The following is a 22,819-nucleotide window of genomic DNA, read 5'->3' as shown; positions in this document are numbered from 1 at the left end:
CCAGCTTCCGCTTCGGCTAAACAGATCCGGGGTCAGATCCGACATTTGGACACGAGCTCTGCCGTAATGGCGATTACGGCAGAGCTCGTGTCCAAATGTCGGATCTGACCCTAATGCCGCAACCTGCGCGCCTTCAACGCCCAAGGCGCGGCGGCCTCGCACGCGTTCGACGGCTGGCTGAGGGCGACGATGGCCTTGCCGCCGAAGGAGCGCAGCGCGCAGCTGCTGGAATGGGAAAAAGCCCCGGCCGCGCGCATGGCGCATCCGCGCGAGGAGCATTTGCTGCCGCTGATGGTGGCGCTGGGCGCGGCCGAAGACGAAGCGGCGGCCGTGCCCTACCACGAAGACGCGTTCATGGGATCGCTGGCCGTCTCCAGCTTCCGCTTCGGCTAAACAGATCCGGGGTCAGATCCGACATTTGGACACGAGCTCTGCCGTAATGGCGATTACGGCAGAGCTCGTGTCCAAATGTCGGATCTGACCCCGGATCTTTAAGAGCCGCGCTTGCCGTTGGCGTAGGCTTCGGCCTTGGCGGCGGCGATGGCGGCTTTTTCGGCGGCCTTGACCGCCATCTCGGCTTCGTGGATCTGCAGCCTCTCCTTGCGCGTGGCCGGCGTCTCCAGCGAGATGCGGCCCAGGATGCCGCTGCGGTAGTCGCCCAGGAAGGTGTGCGAGGCCTTCTCGAAATCGAGGTCGCCGCCCTTCTGGCGGAAGCCGCGCTTGGCCGCCACGCCCTCCACCACGGCGATGCCGTCGAAGGTTTCGATCTCCTTGAAGCCGTAGCGCGCCACCAGCAGCTGCGGGTAGTGCTTCAACAGCTCGTCGGCCAGGAACACCGCCACCTCTTCCTCGATCAGCGCGTTCGAGCCGATCGCATGGCTGGCGGCCAGCATCAGGCCGTCGCTCGGCAGCGCGATCTTCGGCCACAGCATGCCCGGTGTGTCGACCAGGATGGTGTTCTTGTCCAGGTACAGCTTCTGCTGCTGCTTGGTCACCGCCGGCTCGTCGCCGACCTTGGCCACGCGCTTTTTCAGCAGCGCGTTCATCAAGGTCGACTTGCCGACGTTGGGTATCCCCATGATCATGATGCGCAGCGGCTTGGTCGGCACGCCGCGGTGCGGCGCCAGCTGCTTGGCCAGCTCGGGCACGCGGGCCACGTCGGCCGGCTTCTTGGTCGTCATCGCGAACGCGGTCACGCCTTCCTGCGCGTTGTAGTACGCCACCCAGGCCGCCGTGGCGGCCGGATCGGCCAGGTCGATCTTGTTGAGGATTTTCAGGCATGGACGCTGGCGGAACTTGCGCAGCTCCTCCACCATCGGATTGGTGCTGGCCTCGGGCAGGCGCGCGTCGACCACCTCGATTACCAGATCGGTGTTCTCCATCTGCTCCGCCGCCTTCTTCTTGGCGGCGTTCATGTGCCCCGGGTACCATTGTATCGACATGCTCTGACCTTCAAAATCGTTCTGACAATCCGCTATTTTACCCGCAGCCCCGTCCGGACTTCGGATATCATGGGTCGCTTTTCGATTTTTCTGATTATATAAACAACCATTTATCAAACCGGAGTGCTGAAGATGAGCATAGCTGCACCGTCCAACCCGAAGGAAATCACTCTTCGCGGCATTATTCTGGGCATTCTGATTACGCTGGTGTTTACGGCGGCTCAGGTCTACCTCGGCCTGAAAGTAGGTTTGACTTTCGCCACCTCGATCCCGGCGGCCGTCATCTCGATGGCGCTGCTCAGCGCCTTCAAGGATGCCACCATCCAGGAAAACAACATCGTCCAGACCATCGCCTCGGCCGCCGGCACGCTGGCGTCGGTGATCTTCGTGCTGCCAGGCCTGCTGATGGTGGGCTGGTGGGCCAAGGTGCCGTTCTGGCCGACCTTCGGCGCCTGCGCCATCGGCGGCGTGCTGGGCGTGATGTACACGATGCCGCTGCGCCGCGCGCTGGTGTCGCAGTCCGACCTGCCCTACCCTGAAGGCGTGGCCGCGGCCGAAGTGCTGAAGGTCGGCATGGCCTCGCGCGCCGGCGCCGCCGAAGGCAAGGCCGGCCTGTGGGCCGTGATCTGGGGCAGCGTGGCCTCGGCCGTCTTCGCCGCCGGCGCCGCCGTCAAGCTGATGGCCGGCGAAGTGTCGATCTACTTCCGCACCGGCGCGGGCGCCACCGGCATCGGCGCATCGAGCTCGCTGGCGCTGATCGGCGCCGGCCACCTGATGGGCATCACCGTCGGCGTCGCGATGCTGGCCGGCCTGGTCATCGCCTGGGGCATCATGGTGCCGCTGATGACGTCCCTGACGCCGGCCGCCGCAGGCGTCGACGCCGCCGGCCACGCCTTGGGCATCTGGTCCAAGGAAGTGCGCATGATGGGCGCCGGCGTGATCGGCATGGCGGCGATCATCACGCTGGCCGGCCTGGCCAAGCCCATCCTCGGCGGCCTGAAGTCGGCGATGGAGTCGTCGCGCAAGGCCAAGGCCAACGGCGGCGTGCTCGATCGCACCGAACAGGATCTGCCGATCTTCGTGGTCGGCCTGGTCACGCTGCTGTCGATGGTGCCGGCCGGCTGGCTGCTGGCGAGCTTCCTGCAAGGCGGCCCGCTGGCGTCGCTGGCGTTCCCGCTGGTGGCCGTCGGCATCGGCTACATCCTGATCGCCGGCATGTTCGCCGCCGCCGTCTGCGGCTACATGGCGGGCCTGATCGGTTCCTCCAATTCGCCGGTGTCCGGCATCGCCATCCTGACCATCCTCGGCGCCGCGCTGAGCGTGGGCATGGTCGGCCGCAGCGTCATGGGCCCGGAAGTGGCGCAGGCGCTGATCGCCTACGCGCTGTTCGTCACCACCGTGGTGCTGGCCGTCGCCGTGATCGGCAACGACAACCTGCAGGACCTGAAGACCGGCCAGCTGGTCGACGCCACGCCATGGAAGCAGCAGGTCGGCCTGCTGATCGGCGTGGTCGCCGGGTCGTGCGTGGTGCCGCCGGTGCTGGAGCTGCTCAATCACGCCAACGGCTTCGTCGGCGCGCCCAACCTCAATTCGATCTCGGACCAGCCGCTGGCCGCGCCGCAGGCGCTGCTGATCTCTACCCTGGCCAAAGGCGTCATCGGCGGCCAGCTGCGCTGGGACCTGCTGGGCTACGGCGCGCTGGTCGGCCTGCTGCTGGTGCTGATCAACTACGGCCTGAAGAAATCCAGCAACGGCAAGTACAGCCTGCCGCCGCTGGGCGTGGGCCTGGCGATCTACCTGCCGAGCGCGGTGATCACGCCGGTCTGCATCGGCGCCGTGACCGGCTACCTGTTCGACCGCGCGATGGAGCACAAGGTCGGCGGCGACACCGCCAAGCGCCTGGGCGTGCTGGTGATGTCCGGCTTCATCGTCGGCGAGAGCCTGTTCAACGTCGCGCTGGCCGGCCTGATCGTGGTGTCGGGCAAGGGCGAGCCGCTGGCCATCGCCAACTCGCTGAGCGAGGCGCACACGATGATCATCGCGCTGGTCGTCGGCGTCGCCGTGGTCTGGGGCCTGTACCGCTGGTCGGCCAACAACGGCCGCGCCGTCAACGCCTGATCCGCATCCGCCAAGCACAGAAGCCGCCCGTTCCGCCGGGCGGCTTTTTTTACGTCAGAGTTCCGCCAGCGCCTTCAGGTGCGCGACCACGCTGCGGCCCAGGGCCGACAGGTTGTAGCCGCCTTCGAGGCAGCTGACGATGCGGCCCTTGGCGTACAGGCGCGCCACCTCCATCACCTGCTCGGTCATCCACGCGTAGTCGGCCTCCACCAGGCCCATGCCGCCGATGTCGTCCTCGCGGTGGGCGTCGAAGCCGGCCGAGATGAAGATCATCTCCGGCTTGAAGGCATGCAGCGCCGGCAGCCACTGCTCGGTGACGACGCGGCGCACCACGTCGCCCTTGCTGTGCGCCGGCACCGGCACGTTGACCAGGCGCTCGGTGATCGGCTCCGGCTCGCAGTAGGGATAGAACGGGTGCTGGTAGAAGCTGACCATCAGCGCGCGCGGCTCGGCGATCAGCGCTTCCTCGGTGCCGTTGCCGTGATGGACGTCGAAGTCGACCACGGCCACCCGCGCCAGCCCGCGCGCGTCGAGCGCGTGCTTGGCGGCGACGGCGACGTTGTTGAACAGGCAAAAGCCCATCGGCTCGACCGGCCGCGCGTGGTGGCCGGGCGGGCGCACCGAGCAGAAGGCGTTCTGGATCTCGCCGTCGATGACGGCGTCGGTCGCGGCCACGGCGGCGCCGGCGGCGCGCTGCGCGGCCAGCCAGCTGTAGTGGTTGAGCGAGGTGTCGCCGTCGATCGGATAGGTGTCGCCCGGCGCCGGCACGTTGTCGCGCACGATGGCGATGGCGTTCTGGCTATGGTTGCGCTCGAGGTCCTCGATCCGCACCAGCGGCGCCTCGCGGTGCTCGAGCAGGTCGCTGATGTGCGATCCGATCAGCTGGTCGGCAATCGCCTGCAGGCGCGCCGGCGATTCGGGGTGCCAGTCGCCCATGTCGTGGCGGGCGCAATCGGGATGGCTGTAGATGGCTGTGGTCATGGTATTTTGTACTGCGGATCAATCTGTATCCTCTGCGCAGTTTCTCGCATAGAATCCGGTAAGCGCTAATCTACCACACATACCATGTACACAAAATTGCACGCCGTCGCACGGCAGGTGGGCCACATCATCGTCGGCAAGGACCTGCAGATCCGCCAGGCGCTCACTTGCCTGCTGGCCGGCGGCCACCTGCTGGTGGAGGACGTGCCGGGCGTGGGCAAGACCACGCTGGCCCACGCGCTGTCGCTGTCGCTGGGGCTGCGCTTCAACCGCGTGCAGTTCACCAGCGACCTGCTGCCGGCCGACGTCAACGGCATCTCCATCTACGAGCGCGAAAAGAACGGCTTCGTGTTCCATCCGGGCCCGATCTTCACCCAGGTGCTGCTGGCCGATGAAATCAACCGCGCCACGCCGAAGACCCAATCCGGCCTGCTGGAGGCGATGGAGGAGCGCCAGGTCAGCGCCGACGGCGTCACGCGCGCGCTGCCGGAGCCGTTCTTCGTCATCGCCACGCAAAACCCGACCCACCAGATCGGCACCTTTCCGCTGCCGGAATCGCAGCTGGACCGCTTCCTGATGTGCCTTTCACTGGGCTACCCGGACGCCGCCGCCGAGCGCGCGCTGCTGATGGGCGAGGACCGCCGCGTGCTGCTCAAGTCGCTGAAGCCGGCGATGACGCCGGCCGAGCTGGCCGCCGCCCAGCAGGAGCTGCGCCGCATCCACGCGTCGCCGGCGCTGATCGACTACGTGCAGGCGCTGGCCGCCGCGTCGCGCCAGAACGGCCTGTTCGCCGAGGGCATGAGCCCGCGCGCGGCCATCGCGCTGCTGCAGGCGGCGCGCGCCTGGGCCGCGCTGGAGGGCCGCGACCACGTGCTGCCGGAGGACGTGCAGGCGGTGCTGGTGCCGGTGTGCGCCCACCGTTTGCGGCCGCTGAAGTCGGCCCACGGCGTGGCGCTGGCCAGCCGCGATCTGGTGCTGCAGCTGCAAAAATCGGTGCCCGTCTAGGCAGCCATGGCCGCGCCGCTGCAAAGTCTCTACCGCAAGGCCCGCGACAAGTGGCTGTTCCAGCTGCGGGACAGCGAGCCGGGCGTGGTGACGCTGACGATGCGCCGCGTCTTCATCGTGCCGACCCGCCCCGGCCTGGCCTTCTGCGGCCTGCTGCTGGTGATGCTGATCGGCGCGCTCAACTACAACCTCGGCCTCGGCTTCGCGCTGACCTTCTTTGCCGGCGCCTGCGCGGTGGCCGACATGTACCTGACCGCGAAGAACCTGGCCATGCTGCAGCTGGCGCCGGGCCGCGCGCAGCCGGTGTTCGCCGGCGAGGAGGCGCAGTTCGAGCTGCACCTGAACAACCGCGGCAAGCGCGATCGCTACGCCGTCTGGCTGGGCTTCCAGGCCGACGGCGAGCCGCGCCAGGCCACCGACGTACTCGCCGGCGGCAGCAGCGCGGTGCGGCTGTCGGCCGCCAGCGCGGAGCGCGGCTGGCTGGCGGCGCCGCGCGTGCGCCTGGTCACCCGCTTTCCGCTGGGCCTGTTCCGCGCGTGGAGCTACTGGCGGCCCGACCTGAAGGTGCTGGTGTATCCGGCGCCGGAGACGCCGGCGCAGCCGCTGCCGTCGAGCGGCGCGGCCAGCGAGGACGGCCACGGCACCGTGGGCCTGGATAACTTCGCCGGCATCCGCAGCTACCAGCCGGGCGATCCGATGCGGCACCTGGCCTGGCGCCAGATCGCGCGCCACGATCCGGCGCTGGGCGGGCAGCTGGTGACCAAGCATTTCGACGGCGGCGCGGTGGCCGAGCTGTGCCTCGATTTCGCCGAGCTGCCGCTGCAGATGGAGCTGGAACAAAAGCTGTCGCGCATGACGCGCTGGGTGCTGGAGGCCGAGCAGCGCGCCCTGCCCTACACCTTCCGCCTGGCGCAGCACGAATACGGCCCGGCGCTGGGCGACGCCCACCAGGCGGCCTGCCTGCGCGCGCTGGCGCTGTTCGGGCACGCATCATGATGTCCTGGTTGCGCCATCTGCCGCGCGACAAGTCCGACACGCTGTTGCTGCTGGCGGCCGCGCTGATGGTGCTGGCGCCGCACTTCGAGCACCTGCCGGCGTGGATCACCGCCACCGTCTGCGGCACGCTGCTGTGGCGCGCCGCGCTGACCTGGCGCGGCAAGCGCATGCCGCCCTTGTGGCTGCTGCTGCCGGTGTCGATGGCGGCCATGGCCGGCGTCTGGCGCAGCTACCACACGCTGCTGGGGCGCGACGCCGGCGTGGCCATGCTGGCGCTGCTGCTGGCGTTCAAGCTGCTGGAGATGCGCGCCAAACGCGACCTGTTCGTGGTGGTGTTCCTCAGCTTCTTCGTCCTGCTGACCAACTTCTTCTATTCGCAGACGATGCTGACCGCGCTGTGCATGGGCGCCACGCTGATCGTGCTGCTGACGGCGCAGATGTCGTTCCAGTACACCGGCGCCGTGCCGCCGCTGGCCGCGCGCCTGCGCATGGCGGCCAGGATCGCGGTGCTGGCCGCGCCGCTGGCGGTGCTGATGTTCTTCGGCTTCCCGCGCATCCAGGGTCCGCTGTGGGGCCTGCCGGGCGACGCCCACACCGGCCACACCGGCATTTCCGACAGCATGGCGCCGGGCACGCTGTCGTCGCTGGCGCAATCGGAGGCGGTGGCCTTCCGCGCGCGCTTCCTCGACGACCTGCCGCCGCCCAAGCATTTGCTGTACTGGCGCAGCATCGTGCTGGGCGACTACGACGGCCGCACCTGGACCCGCGTGCCGCGCCGGCGCGGCCAGCTGCGGCAGGAGATCGCCATCGCCATGCGCGGCAAGCCGCTGCGGCTGCAGGTCACGCTGGAGCCGGGCAACACGCGCTGGCTGGCGGCGCTGGAGCTCAGCGGCCCGGAACTGAAGCTGGCCGGCTACCGCGTGCGCGATTCCGACGAGCTGGAATTCTTCACCACCGATCCGCTCACCCAGCGCGTACGCTACGAGACCACCGCCTGGACCGATTTCACCATCCAGGCCGACGACGACCCGCGGCGCATGGCGCGCTGGACCGAACTGCCGGCCGGCTTCAATCCGCGCACCTTGGCGCTGGCGCGCCAGCTGCGTCATGCCGATCCGGCGTCCGGCACGCCCCTGCCGCCGCTGCCGGCCGCCGATTCGGCCGCCCTCGCGCAGCAGCTGCTGCAGCGCTTCCACGACGGCGGCTACAGCTACACGCTGCAGCCGCCGCTGCTGGGCCGCGACGCCGTCGACGAGTTCCTGTTCAATAGCAAGGCCGGCTTCTGCGAGCACTACGCCGGCGCCTTCGTGGTGCTGATGCGCGCCATGGGCATCCCGGCGCGGGTGGTGACCGGCTACCAGGGCGGCGAACTGAATCCCGTCGACGGCTACGTCACCGTGCGCCAGTCCGACGCCCACGCCTGGGCCGAGTACTGGAGTCCCGGCCGGGGCTGGCGCCGCGTCGACCCGACGGGCGCCGTCGCCCCCGAGCGCATCGCCCAAAACCTGGCGCGCGCGCTGCCGCAGACCTCCGCCTTCGGCCTCGGCACCTTGATCGACTTGCAAAACGATCCCAATTCGTGGCTGGCGCAACTCAGATTTAACTATGCCGCGTTGAATAATTCTTGGAATCAATGGGTCCTGGATTACAATCCAGATAGGCAGCGAAGTTTCCTTGAAGAACTAGGCGCGGCCTTCGCCAACTGGCGCAGCGCACTGGGCGCGGCGCTGGTGTGCGCCCTGCTGTACGGGCTACGCTGGCGGCGGCAGCGGCGCCCGGCCGATCCGCTCGACGGGCTGTACGACGCCTTTTGCCGGCAGCAGGCGCGCCACGGTTATGCGCGCCGCGCGGACGAAGGGCCGCACGCTTACGCGGCGCGGCTGCGCGCGATGCCGGCCAGCGGGGAGAAACACGCGGCCATGGAACAATTTTTATCCCTGTACGGTACGCTGAAGTACAGCGCGGCAGGGGCCGAACCACGATCATCGTCGCTAACGACGCTGAAAACACTGCTACCTCTATGCCGATGAAGACTCTGATTACCGCCCTGCTGCTGGGCGCCGCCACCCTGGGCCAGGCCGCCGCCGTCGATCCCTACGGCTACAAGCTGCCGCCGAGCATGCAGCCAAAGAAGAAGCCGGCCGTGGTCAAGAAGAAAGGCCCGCCGCCGATCGACTACGTCGGCGAGTTCGTCAACTTCGGCGAGTGGAAGGACGTGCGCGCCTTCCTCGACGACGTGGCCGGCCGCGACGGCTTCGACCGCGCCGCGCTGAACACGCTGATGGGCCAGGTGCGCTACGTCGATTCGGCGGTGCAGCTGGTCAAGCCGGCGCCGCCGGGCAAGCCGAAGAACTGGCAAGCCTACAGCCGGCTGATCATCGATCCGGCGCGCATCGACGGCGGCGTCAAGTTCTGGAACGACAACCGCGAGGCGCTGGAGCGGGCCGAGTCGCTGTACGGCATCCCGGCGGAAATCCTGGTCGGCATCATCGGCGTGGAAACCGTGTACGGCCGCAACACGGGCCGCTTCCGCGTCATCGACGCGCTGACCACGCTGGCGTTCTCCTATCCGGAAGCGCCGCAGCGCAGCGAGCGCATGGCCTTCTTCCGCAGCGAGCTGGAAGCGACCCTGCTGTTCGCGCGCCAGAACGGCATCGATCCGCTGTCGCTGCGCGGCTCGTTTGCCGGCGCCATCGGCATGCCGCAGTTCATGCCCAGCAGCGTGATGAAGTATGCGGTGGATTTCGACGGCAGCGGCCAGGTCGACCTGCTCGGCTCGAGCACCGACGCCATCGGCAGCGTGGCGGCCTTCCTGGCCGGCCACGGCTGGGAGCGCGACAAGGGCGGCCCGCTGGTGTACTCGGCCAGCGTGTCGCCGAACCGCGCCTGGGAACGCATGATCAACCAGGGCCTGAGCGCCAAATACCCGGCGCAGGAGCTGGCGGCGGCCGGCGTGACCACCGCCATCCCGGTGCCGGAGCAACAGACCTATGGCCTGGTGGACTTGCAAAACGGCGCCGAGCCGACGGAATACTGGTTGGCCAACAACAATTTCTTTGCGATCACTCAATACAACCGCAGCTATTTCTACGCGATGTCGGTGGTGGAGCTGGGCCGCGCGGTGCGTCTGGCCCGGGGCGGATTGTAAGGAAGCGTAAAGTGCCTTGTTGCGCGGCTTTGCTGCTTGTATTGTTTAGTTGACACTCGGAAATTATTTGTCCACACTTGTGATAATTGCCGGCAAAAGTCAGCGCGCTTACAACAAAATTATCTTATAATTAACTTTATCAGTTAATCAAAAGTGTGCACTCTCAGCATATCATATGAGTGGGTGTATAATTCTCACACAATGTTGCAACCGGACAACAATACCCTATGGGCAATCAGGTTTTTTTATTGCTTATGAGTATTAGATGGCGTGTTGTTGTAGAATTGTGTATATATTATGAAACTTGTTATCCCGGAATCCGTGTCCGTGTTTGAATTCGTTCCTTGGTAAGGATGAACATTAACGCAGCAAAGCGAGCTCCGAGTGTTGTACTTTGCAGGACAACTTTATCAGAAGGAAAAGACGAAATCATGACAAACCAAGTCGGCATAGATATGAACAACGATGCGGATGGCGATGATCTGCTGCAATACAATCCCAACCGCCTGCTCGATACCCTGATCGAGAACCTGCGCCTGAAAAACGACGCGGCCCTGTCGCGCGCGTTGGAAGTGGCGCCGCCGGTGATCAGCAAGATCCGCCACCACCGCCTGCCGGTCGGCGCCTCGCTGCTGATCCGCATGCACGAGGTGAGCGATCTGAGCATCCGCGACCTGCGTTACTTGATGGGCGACCGCCGCAACAAGTTCCGCATCAGCGACAAGCAGTTCAAGCCTAAAGAAGGCGAACCAGGCGGCGGCCAAGGCTGATCGAGCCGTTGTCCTGCTTGCACTCCCTCCCCCTTACTCGGGGGGCGAGGGAAGTAATGCTTTACGCCACGCCTTAGCCGCGCCTTAAGCCGGAAATACCCCGGTCGACAGGTAGCGGTCGCCGCGGTCGCAGACGATGAACACGATGGTCGCGTTCTCCACCGTCTGCGAAATGCGCAGCGCAATCTCACAGGCGCCCGCCGCCGAAATCCCGCAGAAGATGCCTTCCTCGGCCGCCAGCCGGCGCGCCATGCGTTCGGCCGCCGCCTGCGACACCGATTCCACCTGGTCCACCCGCGAACGCTCGTAGATTTTCGGCAGGTAGGCTTCCGGCCATTTGCGGATGCCGGGGATCGACGAGCCCTCCTCCGGCTCGGCGCCGATCACCTGCACCTGCGGGTTCTGCTCCTTCAGGTAGCGCGACACGCCCATGATGGTGCCGGTGGTGCCCATGGCGCTGACGAAGTGGGTGACGCGGCCTTCGGTGTCGCGCCAGATTTCCGGACCGGTGCCCTCGTAGTGGGCGCGGGCGTTGTCGAAGTTGCCGAACTGGTCGAGGATGCGGCCCTTGCCGTCCTTCTGCAGCTGCTCGGCCATGTCGCGCGCGTACTCCATGCCGCCGGTCTTGGGCGTCAACATGATCTGCGCGCCGTAGGCGGCCATGCTCTGGCGCCGCTCGATGCTCAGGTTCTCCGGCATCAGCAGCAGCATCTTGTAGCCGCGCAATGCGGCCGCCATCGCCAGCGCGATGCCGGTGTTGCCGCTGGTGGCCTCGATCAGCGTATCGCCGGGCTTGATGTCGCCGCGCTCTTCCGCGCGCTTGAGCATCGACATGGCGGCGCGGTCCTTGACCGAGCCGGCCGGATTATTGCCTTCGAGCTTGCCGAGAATAATATTGTTGCGGGCCAGCGCATCGGCGCCGGGCAACCGGGTCAGCTGCACCAGCGGTGTGTTGCCGATCGTGTCTTCCAGAGTCTTGTAAGCCATCGTGTTCTATCTTCAGTGAATTGCGCCAAAACAGGCATTTTAATCCGAGTTGGACTTGCGCGTATTGCAAGCCCCGCCGCGGCTCCTCCGTATGGGGGAAACGGGGTGGAAGTTTTGGACTGCGAGGGCCGCATGCGATAGACTTGCACCATTTCTGCAACCCCTTTCATTTTCCGGAATCGTCATGGCCACCACCTCCACGGAACTGCTCCCCGAAGAAACACCGGACGAGCCCACGCCGCGTCCCCTGATCGACGTGGAGCAACGCCGCCACCAGATTTTCCCCACGCTGAGCGCGGTCGACGTCAAGCACATGATGCGCTTCGGCCATGTGCGCCACTTCAGCGATGGCGACATGATTTTCGAAGCGGGCAAGACCAGCTTCGGCCTGATGCTGGTGCTCAAGGGCGGCATCGTCGTCAGCCGCTACGACGGACTGGGCAACACCTCCTACATCACCACCCACACGCGCGGCCAGTTCAGCGGCGAAGTGGCGCAGCTGTCGGGCCGCCCTTCGCTGGGCAACGGCGTGGCCGAGGGCGACGTCGAGGTGCTGGTGGTGCCGTCCGAATCGCTGCGCGCGCTGCTGGTGGCGCACGCCGACCTGGGCGAGCGCATCGTGCGCGCGCTGATCCTGCGCCGCGTCGGCCTGATCGAACAGAATTCCGGCGGCCCGGTGATCGTCGGCCCGCGCGGCCACGGCCGCATCCACACGCTGCAAAGCTTCCTGGCCGCCAACGGTCATCCGCACGTTGTGCTCGATCCCGAGCTGGACCAGCAGGCCGCGCAGCTGATGGCGCACTACCAGCCCAAGCCGGAAGAGCTGCCGCTGGTGGTCTGCCCGGACGGCATCGTCAAGAAAAACCCGACCGTGGTCGACATCGGCCGCTGCCTCGGCATGCTGCCCGACATCGACAGCGAAAAGATCTGGGACGTGATCGTCGTCGGCGCCGGCCCGGCCGGCCTGGCGACGGCCGTGTACGCCGCATCCGAAGGCTTGTCGGTGCTGGCGCTGGAAACGCGCGCCTATGGCGGCCAGGCGGCCGCCAGCGCGCGCATCGAGAACTACCTGGGCTTCCCCACCGGCGTCTCCGGACGCGCGCTGGCCGGCCGCGCCTACGTGCAGGCGCAGAAATTCGGCGTCGAGGTGGCGATCCCGGCACCGGCCGGCCGCCTGGTCTGCGACACCTATCCGCTGCAAGTGGAAATGTGCGGCAGCCTGCAGCGGCTGAAGGCCAAGACCGTGGTGCTGTCGTGCGGCGCCCGCTATCGCCGGCCGTCGCTGGCCAACCTCAAGCAGTTCGAGGGCAAGGGCGTGTACTACTGGGCCTCGCCGATCGAGGCGCAGCTGTGCAAGACCGAGGAAATCGTGCTGGTCGGCGGCGGCAACTCGGCCGGCCAGGCGGCGGTGTTCCTGTCGGGCCACGCGTCCAAGGTGCACATGCTGATCCGCAAGGACAGCCTGGCTTCCACCATGTCCAGCTACCTGATCGAACGCATCCAGGCGACGCCCAATATCGAGCTGCACACGCACTCGGAAATCGTCGCGCTTGAAGGCGACGAGGACGGCCTGAAGCAGGTGCGCATCCGCAATTCGCAGAGCGAGCAGGAATGCGACTACGACGTCTGCCGCGTGTTCCTGTTCATCGGCGCCGATCCCAACACGGCGTGGCTCAGCGATTGCGGCGTGGACGTCGACAGCCACGGCTTCATCCGCACCGGCTTCGACGTGACCAAGGCGCAGTGCAAGGCCAACTTCGCGCACGGAGTGTATCCGAAGGAATTGCCGTCGCGGGCGGCGCTGGAGACCAGCGTGCCGGGCGTGTTCGCCATCGGCGACGTGCGCGCCACGTCCACCAAGCGGGTGGCGGCGGCGGTCGGCGAAGGCGCGGCGGTGGTGTCGCAGATCCACCAGTTCCTGGCGAACTTGCCTGCGGATAAGGTCTACAACTAGGACAGGCATGCCCGATTCCCCTCCATGAGGGGGATCGTTCTCTTTTGGCGTTCTCTTTTTGTCTCTTCTTATCAGTTTTGAACTTCGACTTCGTTCGACTGTCTAACAAACAGTAAGAGAAGAAAAACGACAAAATCCTGAAGGAGAAAGAGCATGAACCCTCTCACGCATTCGAAACCGCAGCCCACATCGGCCATTCCTCCTGCCGCGCTCGCTGAACTGCAGGACTACCTGCGCCAGAGCGGCAGCACGTTGTCTCCCGCCGAGGCGATCTCCCACGCCATCAAACTCTGGATAGCCAGGGACCGTGACGACGCGACGCCGATGCGCGGCTATCAGTGGAAACAACTATTCCTGCCCGATGCGACGCGTCTCCGCGTGCACATGAACAATGAATGGCATATCGCCGAAGTCAGCGGCGACGACTTGATCTACGAAGGCCGCGCCGTTTCGCCCAACCAGATGGTGCAACAAGTGACGGGAGGTGGCCGCAATGCCTGGCGCGAGCTGTGGATACGCTTCCCCGGCGAAAAGACCTGGGTCAACGCCGCCAGTCTGCGCACCCGGCAAAGCAAGCAGGCCGCCACGCCGCCGCTGTCGCCGGCCGATGCGATGGCGGCCGCCGCCAAGTCGATGAGCGTCGCACTGAGCACCGCGCTGACGCTGGTGGAACACGCCAATCACCAGGCGCAAAACACGCTGGAACGCCGCCTGCCCCGCTATCGCCGCGAGATCGACCAGATGGACGATATCCACTAAGGCATCATCATGCCCGCCCGAGACGGCGCAGCTGCGCCGCCTGATAGGCGCCGAAGGCGTCGTTGAACAGGCAGCGTATCAACGGGTCGTCGACGATGTCGGCATCGGCCGGCGCGCCGCTGATGCGCATGTACATCGACGTCAGCGACTCGCCCAGCGCCAGGCCGGCATACAGCTTGGCCATCGGGATTTCGGTATGCCAGGTCGGCGCCTCCCCGTCGCCGGTCGCGGCGATGGCATCGCCGTGGATGCGGTAGCGGAACTGGTGGACCGTGCCCGCATGGCCATACACCGACAACTGCCAGATGCACGGCGTGGCGAAGTAGCTGTCCGCCGGCAGTTCCATGTCCGCGTATTTTTCAGCCAGGCCGGTGCGGCAGTAGTCCAGCACCTGCGCGGTCTGCTGGTCGCCGAGCGCGGCGAAATGGCTGGCGATCTCCGAGGTCGGCGGCGGAGCGATATCTGGACGGTAGTCGTAGTCGACATCCTGCTCGCCAACGGGCAGCACCCAAGGCAGCGGCGCGGCCGGCGTCAACGCATGCGGCGTCAGTTCGAAGGAGACCGAAGGATTGAGCCGCACGACGACGGCGCCGGGCAGCCATGCCTCCACCTCGCCGGCGAACTGGCGGTAGGTGATCGGGAACAGAGCGTGGTTGTACCAGGACCACGGCTCCTGCACGAACTGGCAGGAACTGGGGACGACGTAGCGCGGCGCCAGCGCGCGCAGCTGCTCCGGCCATTCCTCGGGCAGCACGCTGGCCGCGCGGGGATCCGGCGCTCCCGCGCGCGACGGCGCGATGACGTCGATCTCGCGCATGGTCTGGAATGGCCACAGCACCATGTCCCACGGCGCGTAGGCCTTCAGCTGCTCCAGCGTTTCCGGGTCCATCCACGAATCGACCACGTTCAGCACATTCAGGCCGGCGGCGCGGATGTGGAACATCGAATCCACGTCCGAGTCCAGCGCCTTGCGCGGAATGACCTCGAACGCCCCCACCCGCACCGGCGCGTCGACCGCCAGCGCCTGCACATTGGTGAAACCCAGTTGCCGTACCATCGCGAACAGCTCGTCGAACAGGCAGTACAGATAAACCGGCGTGGCGCGATCGAGCAGGTCGAGGCTCTCCATCGAGCAGTGGTCGTCGTGGAAGTGGGAGATGAACACCGCATCGGGCTTCATGCCGCGTATCCGCGCATGATCGAAGCGCACGTCCGGGAAGGCGTGGCAGTTCCTGCTGAACGGGTTCTCGAAGATCGGATCGAATGCGATCAGCGTGCCGTCGCATTCGAAGACATAGCCGGCGTGCAGGATGCGAGAGATTTTAAGCGTCATCCCGCCATGTTAGCACCGCAGCGATGACGCTGCGGTTTGCCGGCCAGCATGAGACTTACTTGGCGGGGGCGGCGGCCTTGTCGGCCTTGGCGGCGGTTTTGTCAGCCTTGGCGGCCGCCTTGTCCGCTTTGGCCGCAGGCTTGTCGGCCGGCGCTGCCATCGGCGCGCCATCGAGCGGCTTGCCGTTCACGGTCAGGCCAGCCTGCGACAGCTTGACCGCGCTTTTCTCGCCGATGCCCTTGACGCGCTTCTCCAGATCCGGCCAGTCCTTGAAATCGCCTTTCTTGCGCTCTTCCAGGATGGCCTTCGATTTGGCCGGGCCGATGCCCTTGATCGAATCGAGCGCGGCCGCGTCGGCCTTGTTGACGTCGACTTGCGCGAAAGCGAAGCTCATGGTTGCAATCAGGGTTGCAACTGCCAGCAATAGTTTCTTGAACATGTCTCTATCTCCGTTGTGGGTGAAAAGCAAGGGCGACAATCGCGCCTTGAGTTCCCTTAACGGCCAACCTCGGCCGCGGTTGACAACGCGGCCTTTGACATGGATCAAGCGCTGAACAGCTCCTCGCGCGTGACCGTCGCCGTGCCCAACTTGCCGACCACGATGCCGCCGGCGCGGTTGGCCGTCTGCACCGCCTCGTTCCAACCGGCGCCCGCTCCCAGCATGCAAGCCATGGTCGCGATGACGGTGTCGCCGGCGCCCGAGACGTCGAACACCTCGCGCGCCTGCGCCGGCATGTGGAACTGCGCGCCGTCGGTGTACAAGGTCATGCCCTCTTCCGAGCGGGTCAGCAGCAGCGCGTCCAGCTTCAGCTCCGCGCGCAGCTGCTGCGCCTTGGCCGTCAGCTGTTCCTCGCTGTTCCAGCTGCCGACGATGCGCTTCATTTCCGACTTGTTCGGCGTCAGCACGGTGGCGCCGGCGTAGCGGGAAAAATCGTCGCCCTTGGGATCGACCATCACCACCTTGCCGGCCGCGCGCGCCGAGGCGATCATGTCGGCCACGTTGACCAGCGAACCCTTGGCGTAGTCCGACAGCACGATCACGTCGTAATCGGCCAGCAGCGCCTTGAACTGCACCAGCTTGTCGCGCAGCACCGTGTCGGTGGGCGCCTCCTCGAAATCGATGCGCACCATCTGCTGCTGGCGCCCGATGACGCGCAGCTTGATGATGGTGGAGATGGCGTCGTCGCGCTTGAGGTAGCTGTGGATGCCGCCGCCCTGCAGCAACTGCTCCACCTCGGTCCCCGCCTCGTCGGCGCCGACCACGCCCAGCAGGCCGGCATGCGCGCCCAGCGCGGCCGCGTTGCGCGCCACGTTGGCGGCGCCGCCCAGGCGCGCCTCGCGCTTCTCGATGCGCACGATGGGCACCGGCGCCTCCGGCGAGATGCGGCTGACGTCGCCGAACCAGTAGCGGTCCAGCATGACGTCGCCGACCACCAGGATGCGCACCTGGTCCAGCGCGCGGGTTTGATACGTCGTCACGGCAGTGCTCACGGCAACCTCTTCAAGTGCGGGTCAGGATGGAACGGCCGATGCCGTGGTATTCGAAGCCCGCTTCGGCCATCACTTCCGGTTCGAACAGGTTGCGGCCGTCAAAGATGATGGCCTGCTTCAGCGCGGCCTTGATGCGGTCGAAGTCCGGGCTGCGGAAGGCCTTCCATTCGGTGACAATCACCAGCGCCTCGGCGCCGGTCAGCGTGTCCATCGGGCTGGCGGCGAAACGCACGCGCGCCATCTCCTCGGCGTTCAGGTCCAGCTCCAGCACGCGCTTGGCCTCGGCCATCGCCACCGGATCGTAGACCGCCACGGTGGCGCCGCCGTCGAGCAGCTGCTTGAGCAGCACGCGCGCCGGCGCTTCGCGCATGTCGTCGGTGTTCGGCTTGAAGGCCAGGCCCCACACGGCGAAATGCTTGCCGCGCAAATCGTCGCCGAAGCGCTTGACCACCTTCTGCCCCAGCACCAGCTTCTGCTTGTCGTTGACCGCCTCCACCGCGCGCAGGATCAGCAGGTCCTGGTTGTACTGGCGCGCCGTGCGTTCCAGTGCCTGCACGTCTTTCGGGAAGCAGGAGCCGCCGTAGCCGGCGCCGGCGTACAGGAAGCTGTGGCCGATGCGCGGATCGGAGCCGATGCCGTGGCGCACCGCCTCGATGTCGGCGCCCACCTGGTCGGCCAGGTTGGCCAGCTCGTTCATGAACGAGATGCGGGTGGCCAGCATGGCGTTGGCGGCGTACTTGGTGAATTCGGCCGAGCGCACGTCCATCCAGAAGGTGCGCTCGTGGTTGCGGTTGAACGGCGTGTACAGCTTCTTCATCAGGCCGTGCGCCTTCTCGCCTTCGGCCGTGCTGTCGCAGCCGATGACGATGCGGTCCGGCCGCATGAAGTCTTCCACCGCCGCGCCCTCTTTGAGGAACTCCGGATTGGACACCACCGAGAAGGTCGACCCGTCGCCGCGCGCGGCCAGCTCGGCCTGCACCGCCGCCTTGACGCGGTCCGCCGTGCCCACCGGGACGGTCGACTTGTCGACGATGACCTTGAACTCGGTCATGTGGCGGCCGATGTTCTTGGCGGCGGCCAGCACGTACTGCAGGTCGGCCGAGCCGTCTTCGTCCGGCGGCGTGCCGACGGCGATGAACTGCAGGCAGCCGTGCGCCACCGAGGCGGCGACGTCGGTCGAGAACTGCAGGCGGCCGGCGGCGCGGTTGCGCGCCACCACTTCCTCCAGGCCCGGCTCGTGGATCGGGATGCCGCCGTTGTTGAGCAGGTCGATTTTCTTCTGGTCGACGTCGAGGCAGAACACGTCGTTGCCCAGTTCGGCGAGGCAGGCGCCGGTGACGAGGCCTACATAGCCGGTGCCGATAATTGTAATTTTCATGTGTATTCCGCCTTCTTGTTAGCAGCGCTGCCGCCCCGCCGTCATTCCCGCGCAAGCGGGAATCCATGCTGAGTATGGGTTCCCGCCTGCGCGGGAACGACTGCGGCGGCGCCGTATTTAATTCATGACATTCAGTTCTTCGGTGCGGCGCGGCGGGTAGGTCTCCCAGCGGCTGCATCCCGGGCACTGCCAGTAGAACTGGCGCGCCTTGAAACCGCAGTGGCTGCACTGGTAGCGCGCCAGCTTCTGCGTATAGCCGTGTACCAGGTTCTTCACCATCGACAGTTCCGGCACCAGGTTGGCCGGCGCGTCCATCAGGCGCGCCTCCAGCAGCTTGTCCAGTCCCAGCAGGGTCGGCGTGCGGCGCAGCTCGTTGCTGACCAGCTGCTTGGCCGCGTCGACGCCGTCCAGCTCCAGCACCGCCTTGTACACCACCTCGATCAGGTCGATCGACGAGGCCTGCTCCAGGTAGGACTTGAGCAGGCTGACGCCTTCCTGCGGGCGGCCCACCTTGCGGTAGGCGTCCATCATGCGCTGCGCCACCAGCGCCGTGTGCGGCACGCTGATCTGCTCGACGCGGCGCCAGGTCATCAGCGCGCCCTCGACATCGCCCTGCGCCAGCTGGGCGTCGCCGGTCAGCATCGTGGCGCGCACGTTGACGCGGTCGGCCTGCAGCGACTTCTCCAGCAGCGGCAAGGCGTCCTCCGGATGCATGTGCACCAGCGCGTCCTGCGCCAGCTCGCAGTAGAACTGCGCGATTTCCTTCTGGCGCGAGCCGGCGCCCGATTCCTGCAGGCCGATGGCCGCCTCGATCGCGCGCGGCCATTCCTTCTCGCGCTGGAAGATCTCCAGCAGCGCGCGGCGCGCCTGCACCGCGTACTGGCCGCTGACCATCGAGGTGAAGGTTTCCTCGGCGCGGTCCAGCAGGCCGGCCTTCAGGTAGTCCATGCCCAGCTCGTACTGCGCGTGCTCCTTCTGCTCCTGCGGCAGGTCGGGACGCGACAGCAGGTTCTGGTGCACGCGGATGGCCCGCTCGGTCTCGCCGCGGCGGCGGAACAGGTTGCCCAGCGCGAAGTGCATGTCGGCCGTTTCCGGGTCCAGCCGCACGATCTCGATGAAGGCGTCGATGGCCTTGTCGGGCTGCTCGTTGAGCAGGAAGTTCAGGCCCTTGAAGTAGCCGCGCGGCAGCGTGCGCGATTCGGACACCAGTTGACGAATGTCGACGCGCGCGGCGACCCAGCCCAGTCCGAAGAAGACCGGGATACCCAATAACCACCAGAGTTCGAATTCCATGCTTTGTGTTTTTTATTGTGTGTTGATGCTGTCCGGCTGCGGCTGGACATTGGGCTGCAGCGCCGAGCTTTGCAGCGTCGAGATCGTGGTCTTGTGTTTGTTCGTTTCGCGGCGGTGGCGGAACACCGTCGGCGTCAGCGCCAGCACGCCGAGGAAGGCGCCGGCCACGAAGAAGCCGAGCAGCATCAGCACCAGCGGCCCGTGCAGGTCATAGTGGAGGAAAAAGTGCAGGTCGACTTCCTGCGTATTTTTCAGGGCAAAGCCAAAAAACAGGACGAAAAGAACGAATCCAATAATCGTGGAGATGAATTTCATTGGCCAGGTTTCCTGTTCAGTATTTCTAAAAAAAAGCGGCATCCGTAGACGCCGCTTTTATTTTAACTCATCAGACGCTTCAGTCCTCGATGATCGGTTGCCCGACCATCGCGTCAACCCGCTCGCGCAATTGCTTGCCCGGCTTGAAGTGAGGCACCCGTTTTTCGGGCACCATCACTTTGTCGCCCGACTTCGGATTACGTCCGATACGCGGTGGCCGGCTGTTGAGGGCAAAGCTGCCAAAACCGCGGATCTCGATGCGCTGACCGGTCGCCAGGGCGTTGGTCATCGCATCCAGTATGGTCTTGACGGCATACTCCGCATCTTTGGCCACCAGCTGAGAATAACGCTCAGCCAGGCGGTTGATCAACTCGGACTTAGTCATCGACTAGTTCTTAGTTCTTGTTGTCGAGCTTAGCTTTCAGCAGCGCGCCCAGGCTGGTGGTGCCCGAAGCTGCGTTGCTGTCGCCAGCGATCTTCTGCATGGCTTCCGCGGTTTCAGCGCTATCTTTCGCTTTGATCGACAGCTGGATGCTGCGAGCTTTGCGGTCGATGTTGATGACCAGGGCTTCGACGGAATCGCCAACCTTCAGGTGGGTACCGGCATCTTCCACGCGGTCGCGGGAGATTTCGGATGCACGCAGATAGCCTTCGACTTCTTCGGACAGTTGGATCACGGCGCCTTTAGGCTCCACCGATTTCACGGTGCCGGTCACCAGCGCGCCCTTGTCGTTCATGGCGGCGAAGTTGTTGAACGGGTCGCCTTCCAGTTGCTTGACGCCCAGGGAAACGCGCTCGCGCTCAACGTCGATGGCCAGAACGATGGCTTCCAGTTCGTCACCTTTCTTGAAGCGACGCACGGCTTCTTCGCCGGTTTCGGTCCAGGACAGGTCGGACAGGTGCACCAGGCCGTCGATGTTGCCGGCCAGGCCGATGAACACGCCGAAGTCGGTGATCGACTTGATCGCGCCGCGGACTTTATCGCCCTTCTTGTGGGTCACGCCGAAGTCATCCCATGGATTCGCTTTGCACTGCTTCATGCCCAGCGAAATACGGCGACGCTCTTCGTCGATTTCCAGTACCATCACTTCAACTTCGTCGCCCAGCTGGACAACTTTGTTTGGCGCGACGTTTTTGTTGGTCCAGTCCATTTCGGAAACGTGCACCAGGCCTTCGATGCCTTGCTCGACTTCCACGAACGCGCCGTAGTCGGTCAGGTTGGTGACTTTACCGAACAGACGGGTGCCTTGTGGGTAACGACGGGACAGACCGGTCCAAGGATCGTCGCCCAGCTGCTTCACGCCCAGCGAGACACGGTTCTTCTCTTGATCGTACTTCAGGACCTTGGCGGTGATTTCCTGGCCGACGGTCAGCACTTCCGATGGGTGACGCACACGACGCCATGCCAGGTCGGTGATGTGCAGCAGGCCGTCGATACCGCCCAGATCCACGAACGCGCCGTAGTCGGTGATGTTCTTGACGACGCCGGTCACGACCGTGCCTTCTTTCAGCGTTTCCATCAGTTTCTGACGCTCTTCGCCCATCGAAGCTTCGATGACGGCGCGGCGGGACAGAACCACGTTGTTACGCTTGCGATCCAGCTTGATCACTTTGAATTCGAGGGTCTTGCCTTCGAACGGGGTGGTGTCCTTGACCGGACGGGTGTCGACCAGCGAACCCGGCAGGAAAGCGCGGATGCCGTTGGTCAGAACGGTCAGGCCGCCCTTGACTTTGCCATTGACGGTACCGACGACGATCTCGCCCGATTCCATGGCTTTTTCCAGTGCCAGCCACGACGCCAGACGCTTGGCCTTGTCGCGCGACAGGATGGTATCGCCGAAACCGTTTTCCAGCGATTCGATCGCCACGGAAACGAAGTCGCCTACTTTGACTTCCAGTTCGCCGTGGTCGTTCTTGAATTCTTCAACAGGGATGAATGCTTCCGATTTCAGGCCGGCGTTGACGATCACGAAGTTGTGATCCAGACGAACGACTTCAGCCGAGATCACTTCGCCCGAACGCATGTCTTGACGCGACAGGGATTCTTCGAAGAGGGCTGCAAAACTTTCCATATTAGACATTGTAACTTCCAGGTTACCAACAAGGCTCGCGATATGCGACTTCAGTTGGGTTAGGGTTGAAAAAACCGGGGCACTCAGAGCTTGCCCAGGCACGTACTATTTACCGACGGCCGCATACCACTGCAACACCTGATCGACCGCTGCCTCAGCGGTCATGTTCGAGGTATCAAGCACATGCGCCCCCTCTGCGGGGACCAGCGGTGCGATGGCCCGATTCGTATCCCGGTCGTCGCGCGCCTGCAAATCCATCAGTAGGTCTTCCATATTAGCAGAAAACCCCTTGTCAATCAATTGCTTATATCGACGCTCGGCCCGCGCCGCCACGGAGGCGGTCAAAAACACCTTCAACACCGCGTGCGGGAAGATCACCGAGCCCATGTCGCGCCCGTCCGCCACCACCCCCGGCGCCTTGCGGAAACCCAGCTGCAGCCCCACCAGCGCGTGGCGCACGGCGGGAAATGTTGCAATTTTTGAAGCGGTATTGCCCACCTCTTCCGCCCGGATGGCGTCGCTGACGTTTTCGTGCGACAAGATGATATCGCCGCCCTGGAAGCTGCACTGCAGGTGCTCGGCCAGCTTGGCCACGGCGTGCTCGTCGGCCAGGTCGGTGCCGCGGCGCAGCGCCGACAGCGCCGTCAGCCGGTACAACGCGCCCGAATCCAGGTAATGGAAGCCGAGCTTATCGGCAACGCGATGCGCGACCGTGCCCTTGCCGGATGCGGTCGGGCCGTCGATGGTGATGACTGGAATTGGGGAAGTTACCATTTA

The 22,819-nt window shown here is 65.3% G+C and carries 20 protein-coding genes and 1 pseudogene; 9 read left to right on the top strand and 12 right to left on the bottom strand.

Going from position 1 to position 22,819, the window contains the following annotated elements; translation table 11 throughout:
• Positions 1-120: 120 nt before the first annotated feature.
• Positions 121-393 (top strand): annotated as a pseudogene (locus ABWW33_RS08055) (DODA-type extradiol aromatic ring-opening family dioxygenase); the annotation flags it as partial.
• 98 nt (positions 394-491) lie between these two features.
• On the opposite strand, the gene ylqF reads toward ABWW33_RS08055, so the two are convergent.
• On the bottom strand, positions 492-1,442 hold the full coding sequence (gene ylqF / locus ABWW33_RS08050; RefSeq protein ID WP_176655099.1) for a ribosome biogenesis GTPase YlqF: 951 nt from the start codon (positions 1,440-1,442) through the stop codon (positions 492-494).
• A gap of 132 nt (positions 1,443-1,574) precedes the next feature.
• Between ylqF and ABWW33_RS08045 the strand changes: the two genes are divergently transcribed.
• A complete protein-coding gene (locus tag ABWW33_RS08045) occupies positions 1,575-3,560 on the top strand; it encodes an OPT family oligopeptide transporter (RefSeq protein WP_353400688.1) in 1,986 nt (661 codons plus the stop codon).
• Between the two features lie 54 nt (positions 3,561-3,614).
• Here ABWW33_RS08045 and ABWW33_RS08040 read toward each other — a convergent pair whose 3' ends face one another.
• Positions 3,615-4,541, bottom strand: a complete 927-nt coding sequence (locus ABWW33_RS08040) for a histone deacetylase family protein (protein ID WP_353400686.1) — start codon at positions 4,539-4,541, stop codon at positions 3,615-3,617.
• A gap of 84 nt (positions 4,542-4,625) precedes the next feature.
• Between ABWW33_RS08040 and ABWW33_RS08035 the strand changes: the two genes are divergently transcribed.
• The 5 genes from ABWW33_RS08035 (at position 4,626) to ABWW33_RS08015 (ending at position 10,460) form a co-directional block, all read left to right on the top strand.
• Complete coding sequence (locus ABWW33_RS08035; protein WP_176655096.1) at positions 4,626-5,546, top strand: AAA family ATPase; 921 nt, start codon at positions 4,626-4,628, stop codon at positions 5,544-5,546.
• A 6-nt stretch (positions 5,547-5,552) separates the two neighbouring features.
• Positions 5,553-6,542 carry a DUF58 domain-containing protein gene (locus ABWW33_RS08030; protein ID WP_353400684.1) on the top strand — a complete coding sequence of 330 codons (990 nt, stop codon included), beginning with the start codon at positions 5,553-5,555 and terminating at the stop codon, positions 6,540-6,542.
• Positions 6,539-8,572: a transglutaminase TgpA family protein gene (locus ABWW33_RS08025; RefSeq protein WP_353400682.1), complete on the top strand. Its 2,034-nt coding sequence runs from the start codon at positions 6,539-6,541 to the stop codon at positions 8,570-8,572. Before ABWW33_RS08030 ends, ABWW33_RS08025 begins: the two co-directional genes overlap by 4 nt.
• Positions 8,563-9,690 (top strand): lytic murein transglycosylase B, encoded by a 1,128-nt coding sequence (mltB, locus tag ABWW33_RS08020; protein ID WP_176655093.1) that lies wholly within the window; start codon positions 8,563-8,565, stop codon positions 9,688-9,690. The genes ABWW33_RS08025 and mltB overlap by 10 nt, the downstream gene beginning before the upstream one ends.
• Positions 9,691-10,121: 431 nt before the next feature.
• A complete protein-coding gene (locus ABWW33_RS08015; RefSeq protein ID WP_166107892.1) occupies positions 10,122-10,460 on the top strand; it encodes a hypothetical protein in 339 nt (112 codons plus the stop codon).
• 84 nt (positions 10,461-10,544) lie between these two features.
• On the opposite strand, the gene cysM is transcribed toward ABWW33_RS08015, so the two are convergent.
• Complete coding sequence (cysM, locus tag ABWW33_RS08010; protein ID WP_353400680.1) at positions 10,545-11,447, bottom strand: cysteine synthase CysM; 903 nt, start codon at positions 11,445-11,447, stop codon at positions 10,545-10,547.
• 184 nt (positions 11,448-11,631) lie between these two features.
• On the opposite strand from cysM, the gene ABWW33_RS08005 reads away from it, so the two are divergent.
• A complete protein-coding gene (locus ABWW33_RS08005; RefSeq protein ID WP_176655091.1) occupies positions 11,632-13,401 on the top strand; it encodes an FAD-dependent oxidoreductase in 1,770 nt (589 codons plus the stop codon).
• Between the two features lie 153 nt (positions 13,402-13,554).
• On the top strand, positions 13,555-14,160 hold the full coding sequence (locus ABWW33_RS08000) for a hypothetical protein (protein WP_353400678.1): 606 nt from the start codon (positions 13,555-13,557) through the stop codon (positions 14,158-14,160).
• A gap of 7 nt (positions 14,161-14,167) precedes the next feature.
• On the opposite strand, the gene ABWW33_RS07995 is transcribed toward ABWW33_RS08000, so the two are convergent.
• The 9 genes from ABWW33_RS07995 to cmk all read right to left on the bottom strand — a co-directional run bounded on the left by ABWW33_RS07995 (position 14,168) and on the right by cmk (position 22,816).
• A complete protein-coding gene (locus ABWW33_RS07995; protein ID WP_353400676.1) occupies positions 14,168-15,493 on the bottom strand; it encodes an MBL fold metallo-hydrolase in 1,326 nt (441 codons plus the stop codon).
• Positions 15,494-15,548: 55 nt separating this feature from the next.
• Positions 15,549-15,932, bottom strand: a complete 384-nt coding sequence (locus ABWW33_RS07990; RefSeq protein ID WP_353400675.1) for a ComEA family DNA-binding protein — start codon at positions 15,930-15,932, stop codon at positions 15,549-15,551.
• A gap of 104 nt (positions 15,933-16,036) precedes the next feature.
• Positions 16,037-16,984 carry a D-glycero-beta-D-manno-heptose-7-phosphate kinase gene (rfaE1, locus tag ABWW33_RS07985; RefSeq protein ID WP_353400674.1) on the bottom strand — a complete coding sequence of 316 codons (948 nt, stop codon included), beginning with the start codon at positions 16,982-16,984 and terminating at the stop codon, positions 16,037-16,039.
• A gap of 10 nt (positions 16,985-16,994) precedes the next feature.
• Positions 16,995-18,362, bottom strand: coding sequence for a UDP-glucose dehydrogenase family protein (locus tag ABWW33_RS07980; RefSeq protein ID WP_176655086.1), 1,368 nt, complete (start codon positions 18,360-18,362; stop codon positions 16,995-16,997).
• A gap of 117 nt (positions 18,363-18,479) precedes the next feature.
• Positions 18,480-19,655: a lipopolysaccharide assembly protein LapB gene (gene lapB, locus ABWW33_RS07975; protein WP_176655085.1), complete on the bottom strand. Its 1,176-nt coding sequence runs from the start codon at positions 19,653-19,655 to the stop codon at positions 18,480-18,482.
• A 12-nt stretch (positions 19,656-19,667) separates the two neighbouring features.
• Positions 19,668-19,970 (bottom strand): LapA family protein, encoded by a 303-nt coding sequence (locus tag ABWW33_RS07970; protein WP_176655084.1) that lies wholly within the window; start codon positions 19,968-19,970, stop codon positions 19,668-19,670.
• Between the two features lie 79 nt (positions 19,971-20,049).
• A complete protein-coding gene (locus ABWW33_RS07965) occupies positions 20,050-20,355 on the bottom strand; it encodes an integration host factor subunit beta (protein WP_008446215.1) in 306 nt (101 codons plus the stop codon).
• Between the two features lie 10 nt (positions 20,356-20,365).
• Positions 20,366-22,042, bottom strand: coding sequence for a 30S ribosomal protein S1 (rpsA, locus tag ABWW33_RS07960; protein WP_176655229.1), 1,677 nt, complete (start codon positions 22,040-22,042; stop codon positions 20,366-20,368).
• A gap of 105 nt (positions 22,043-22,147) precedes the next feature.
• A complete protein-coding gene (cmk, locus tag ABWW33_RS07955; protein ID WP_176655083.1) occupies positions 22,148-22,816 on the bottom strand; it encodes a (d)CMP kinase in 669 nt (222 codons plus the stop codon).
• Positions 22,817-22,819 lie beyond the last annotated feature (3 nt).

The sequence above is a fragment of the Duganella hordei genome, from assembly GCF_040369125.1.
In the GTDB taxonomy this organism is placed as follows: domain Bacteria; phylum Pseudomonadota; class Gammaproteobacteria; order Burkholderiales; family Burkholderiaceae_D; genus Rugamonas; species Rugamonas hordei.
Note: the sequence above shows the minus strand (reverse complement) of the source record. Positions and strands in the feature narration are given on the sequence as shown.

Bases quoted from the DNA above. Each gene is read 5' to 3' on its own strand.
- cysM (WP_353400680.1), bottom strand. From the start codon at position 11,447: ATGGCTTACAAGACTCTGGAAGACACGATCGGCAACACACCGCTGGTG.
- ABWW33_RS07970 (WP_176655084.1), bottom strand. From the start codon at position 19,970: ATGAAATTCATCTCCACGATTATTGGATTCGTTCTTTTCGTCCTGTTT.
- rpsA (WP_176655229.1), bottom strand. From the start codon at position 22,042: ATGGAAAGTTTTGCAGCCCTCTTCGAAGAATCCCTGTCGCGTCAAGAC.
- ABWW33_RS08030 (WP_353400684.1), top strand. From the start codon at position 5,553: ATGGCCGCGCCGCTGCAAAGTCTCTACCGCAAGGCCCGCGACAAGTGG.
- ABWW33_RS08035 (WP_176655096.1), top strand. From the start codon at position 4,626: ATGTACACAAAATTGCACGCCGTCGCACGGCAGGTGGGCCACATCATC.
- ylqF (WP_176655099.1), bottom strand. From the start codon at position 1,442: ATGTCGATACAATGGTACCCGGGGCACATGAACGCCGCCAAGAAGAAG.
- ABWW33_RS08015 (WP_166107892.1), top strand. From the start codon at position 10,122: ATGACAAACCAAGTCGGCATAGATATGAACAACGATGCGGATGGCGAT.
- ABWW33_RS07990 (WP_353400675.1), bottom strand. From the start codon at position 15,932: ATGTTCAAGAAACTATTGCTGGCAGTTGCAACCCTGATTGCAACCATG.
- mltB (WP_176655093.1), top strand. From the start codon at position 8,563: ATGCCGATGAAGACTCTGATTACCGCCCTGCTGCTGGGCGCCGCCACC.
- ABWW33_RS07995 (WP_353400676.1), bottom strand. From the start codon at position 15,493: ATGACGCTTAAAATCTCTCGCATCCTGCACGCCGGCTATGTCTTCGAA.
- ABWW33_RS08040 (WP_353400686.1), bottom strand. From the start codon at position 4,541: ATGACCACAGCCATCTACAGCCATCCCGATTGCGCCCGCCACGACATG.
- ABWW33_RS08045 (WP_353400688.1), top strand. From the start codon at position 1,575: ATGAGCATAGCTGCACCGTCCAACCCGAAGGAAATCACTCTTCGCGGC.
- ABWW33_RS08005 (WP_176655091.1), top strand. From the start codon at position 11,632: ATGGCCACCACCTCCACGGAACTGCTCCCCGAAGAAACACCGGACGAG.
- ABWW33_RS07980 (WP_176655086.1), bottom strand. From the start codon at position 18,362: ATGAAAATTACAATTATCGGCACCGGCTATGTAGGCCTCGTCACCGGC.
- cmk (WP_176655083.1), bottom strand. From the start codon at position 22,816: ATGGTAACTTCCCCAATTCCAGTCATCACCATCGACGGCCCGACCGCA.
- lapB (WP_176655085.1), bottom strand. From the start codon at position 19,655: ATGGAATTCGAACTCTGGTGGTTATTGGGTATCCCGGTCTTCTTCGGA.
- ABWW33_RS08025 (WP_353400682.1), top strand. From the start codon at position 6,539: ATGATGTCCTGGTTGCGCCATCTGCCGCGCGACAAGTCCGACACGCTG.
- ABWW33_RS08000 (WP_353400678.1), top strand. From the start codon at position 13,555: ATGAACCCTCTCACGCATTCGAAACCGCAGCCCACATCGGCCATTCCT.
- ABWW33_RS07965 (WP_008446215.1), bottom strand. From the start codon at position 20,355: ATGACTAAGTCCGAGTTGATCAACCGCCTGGCTGAGCGTTATTCTCAG.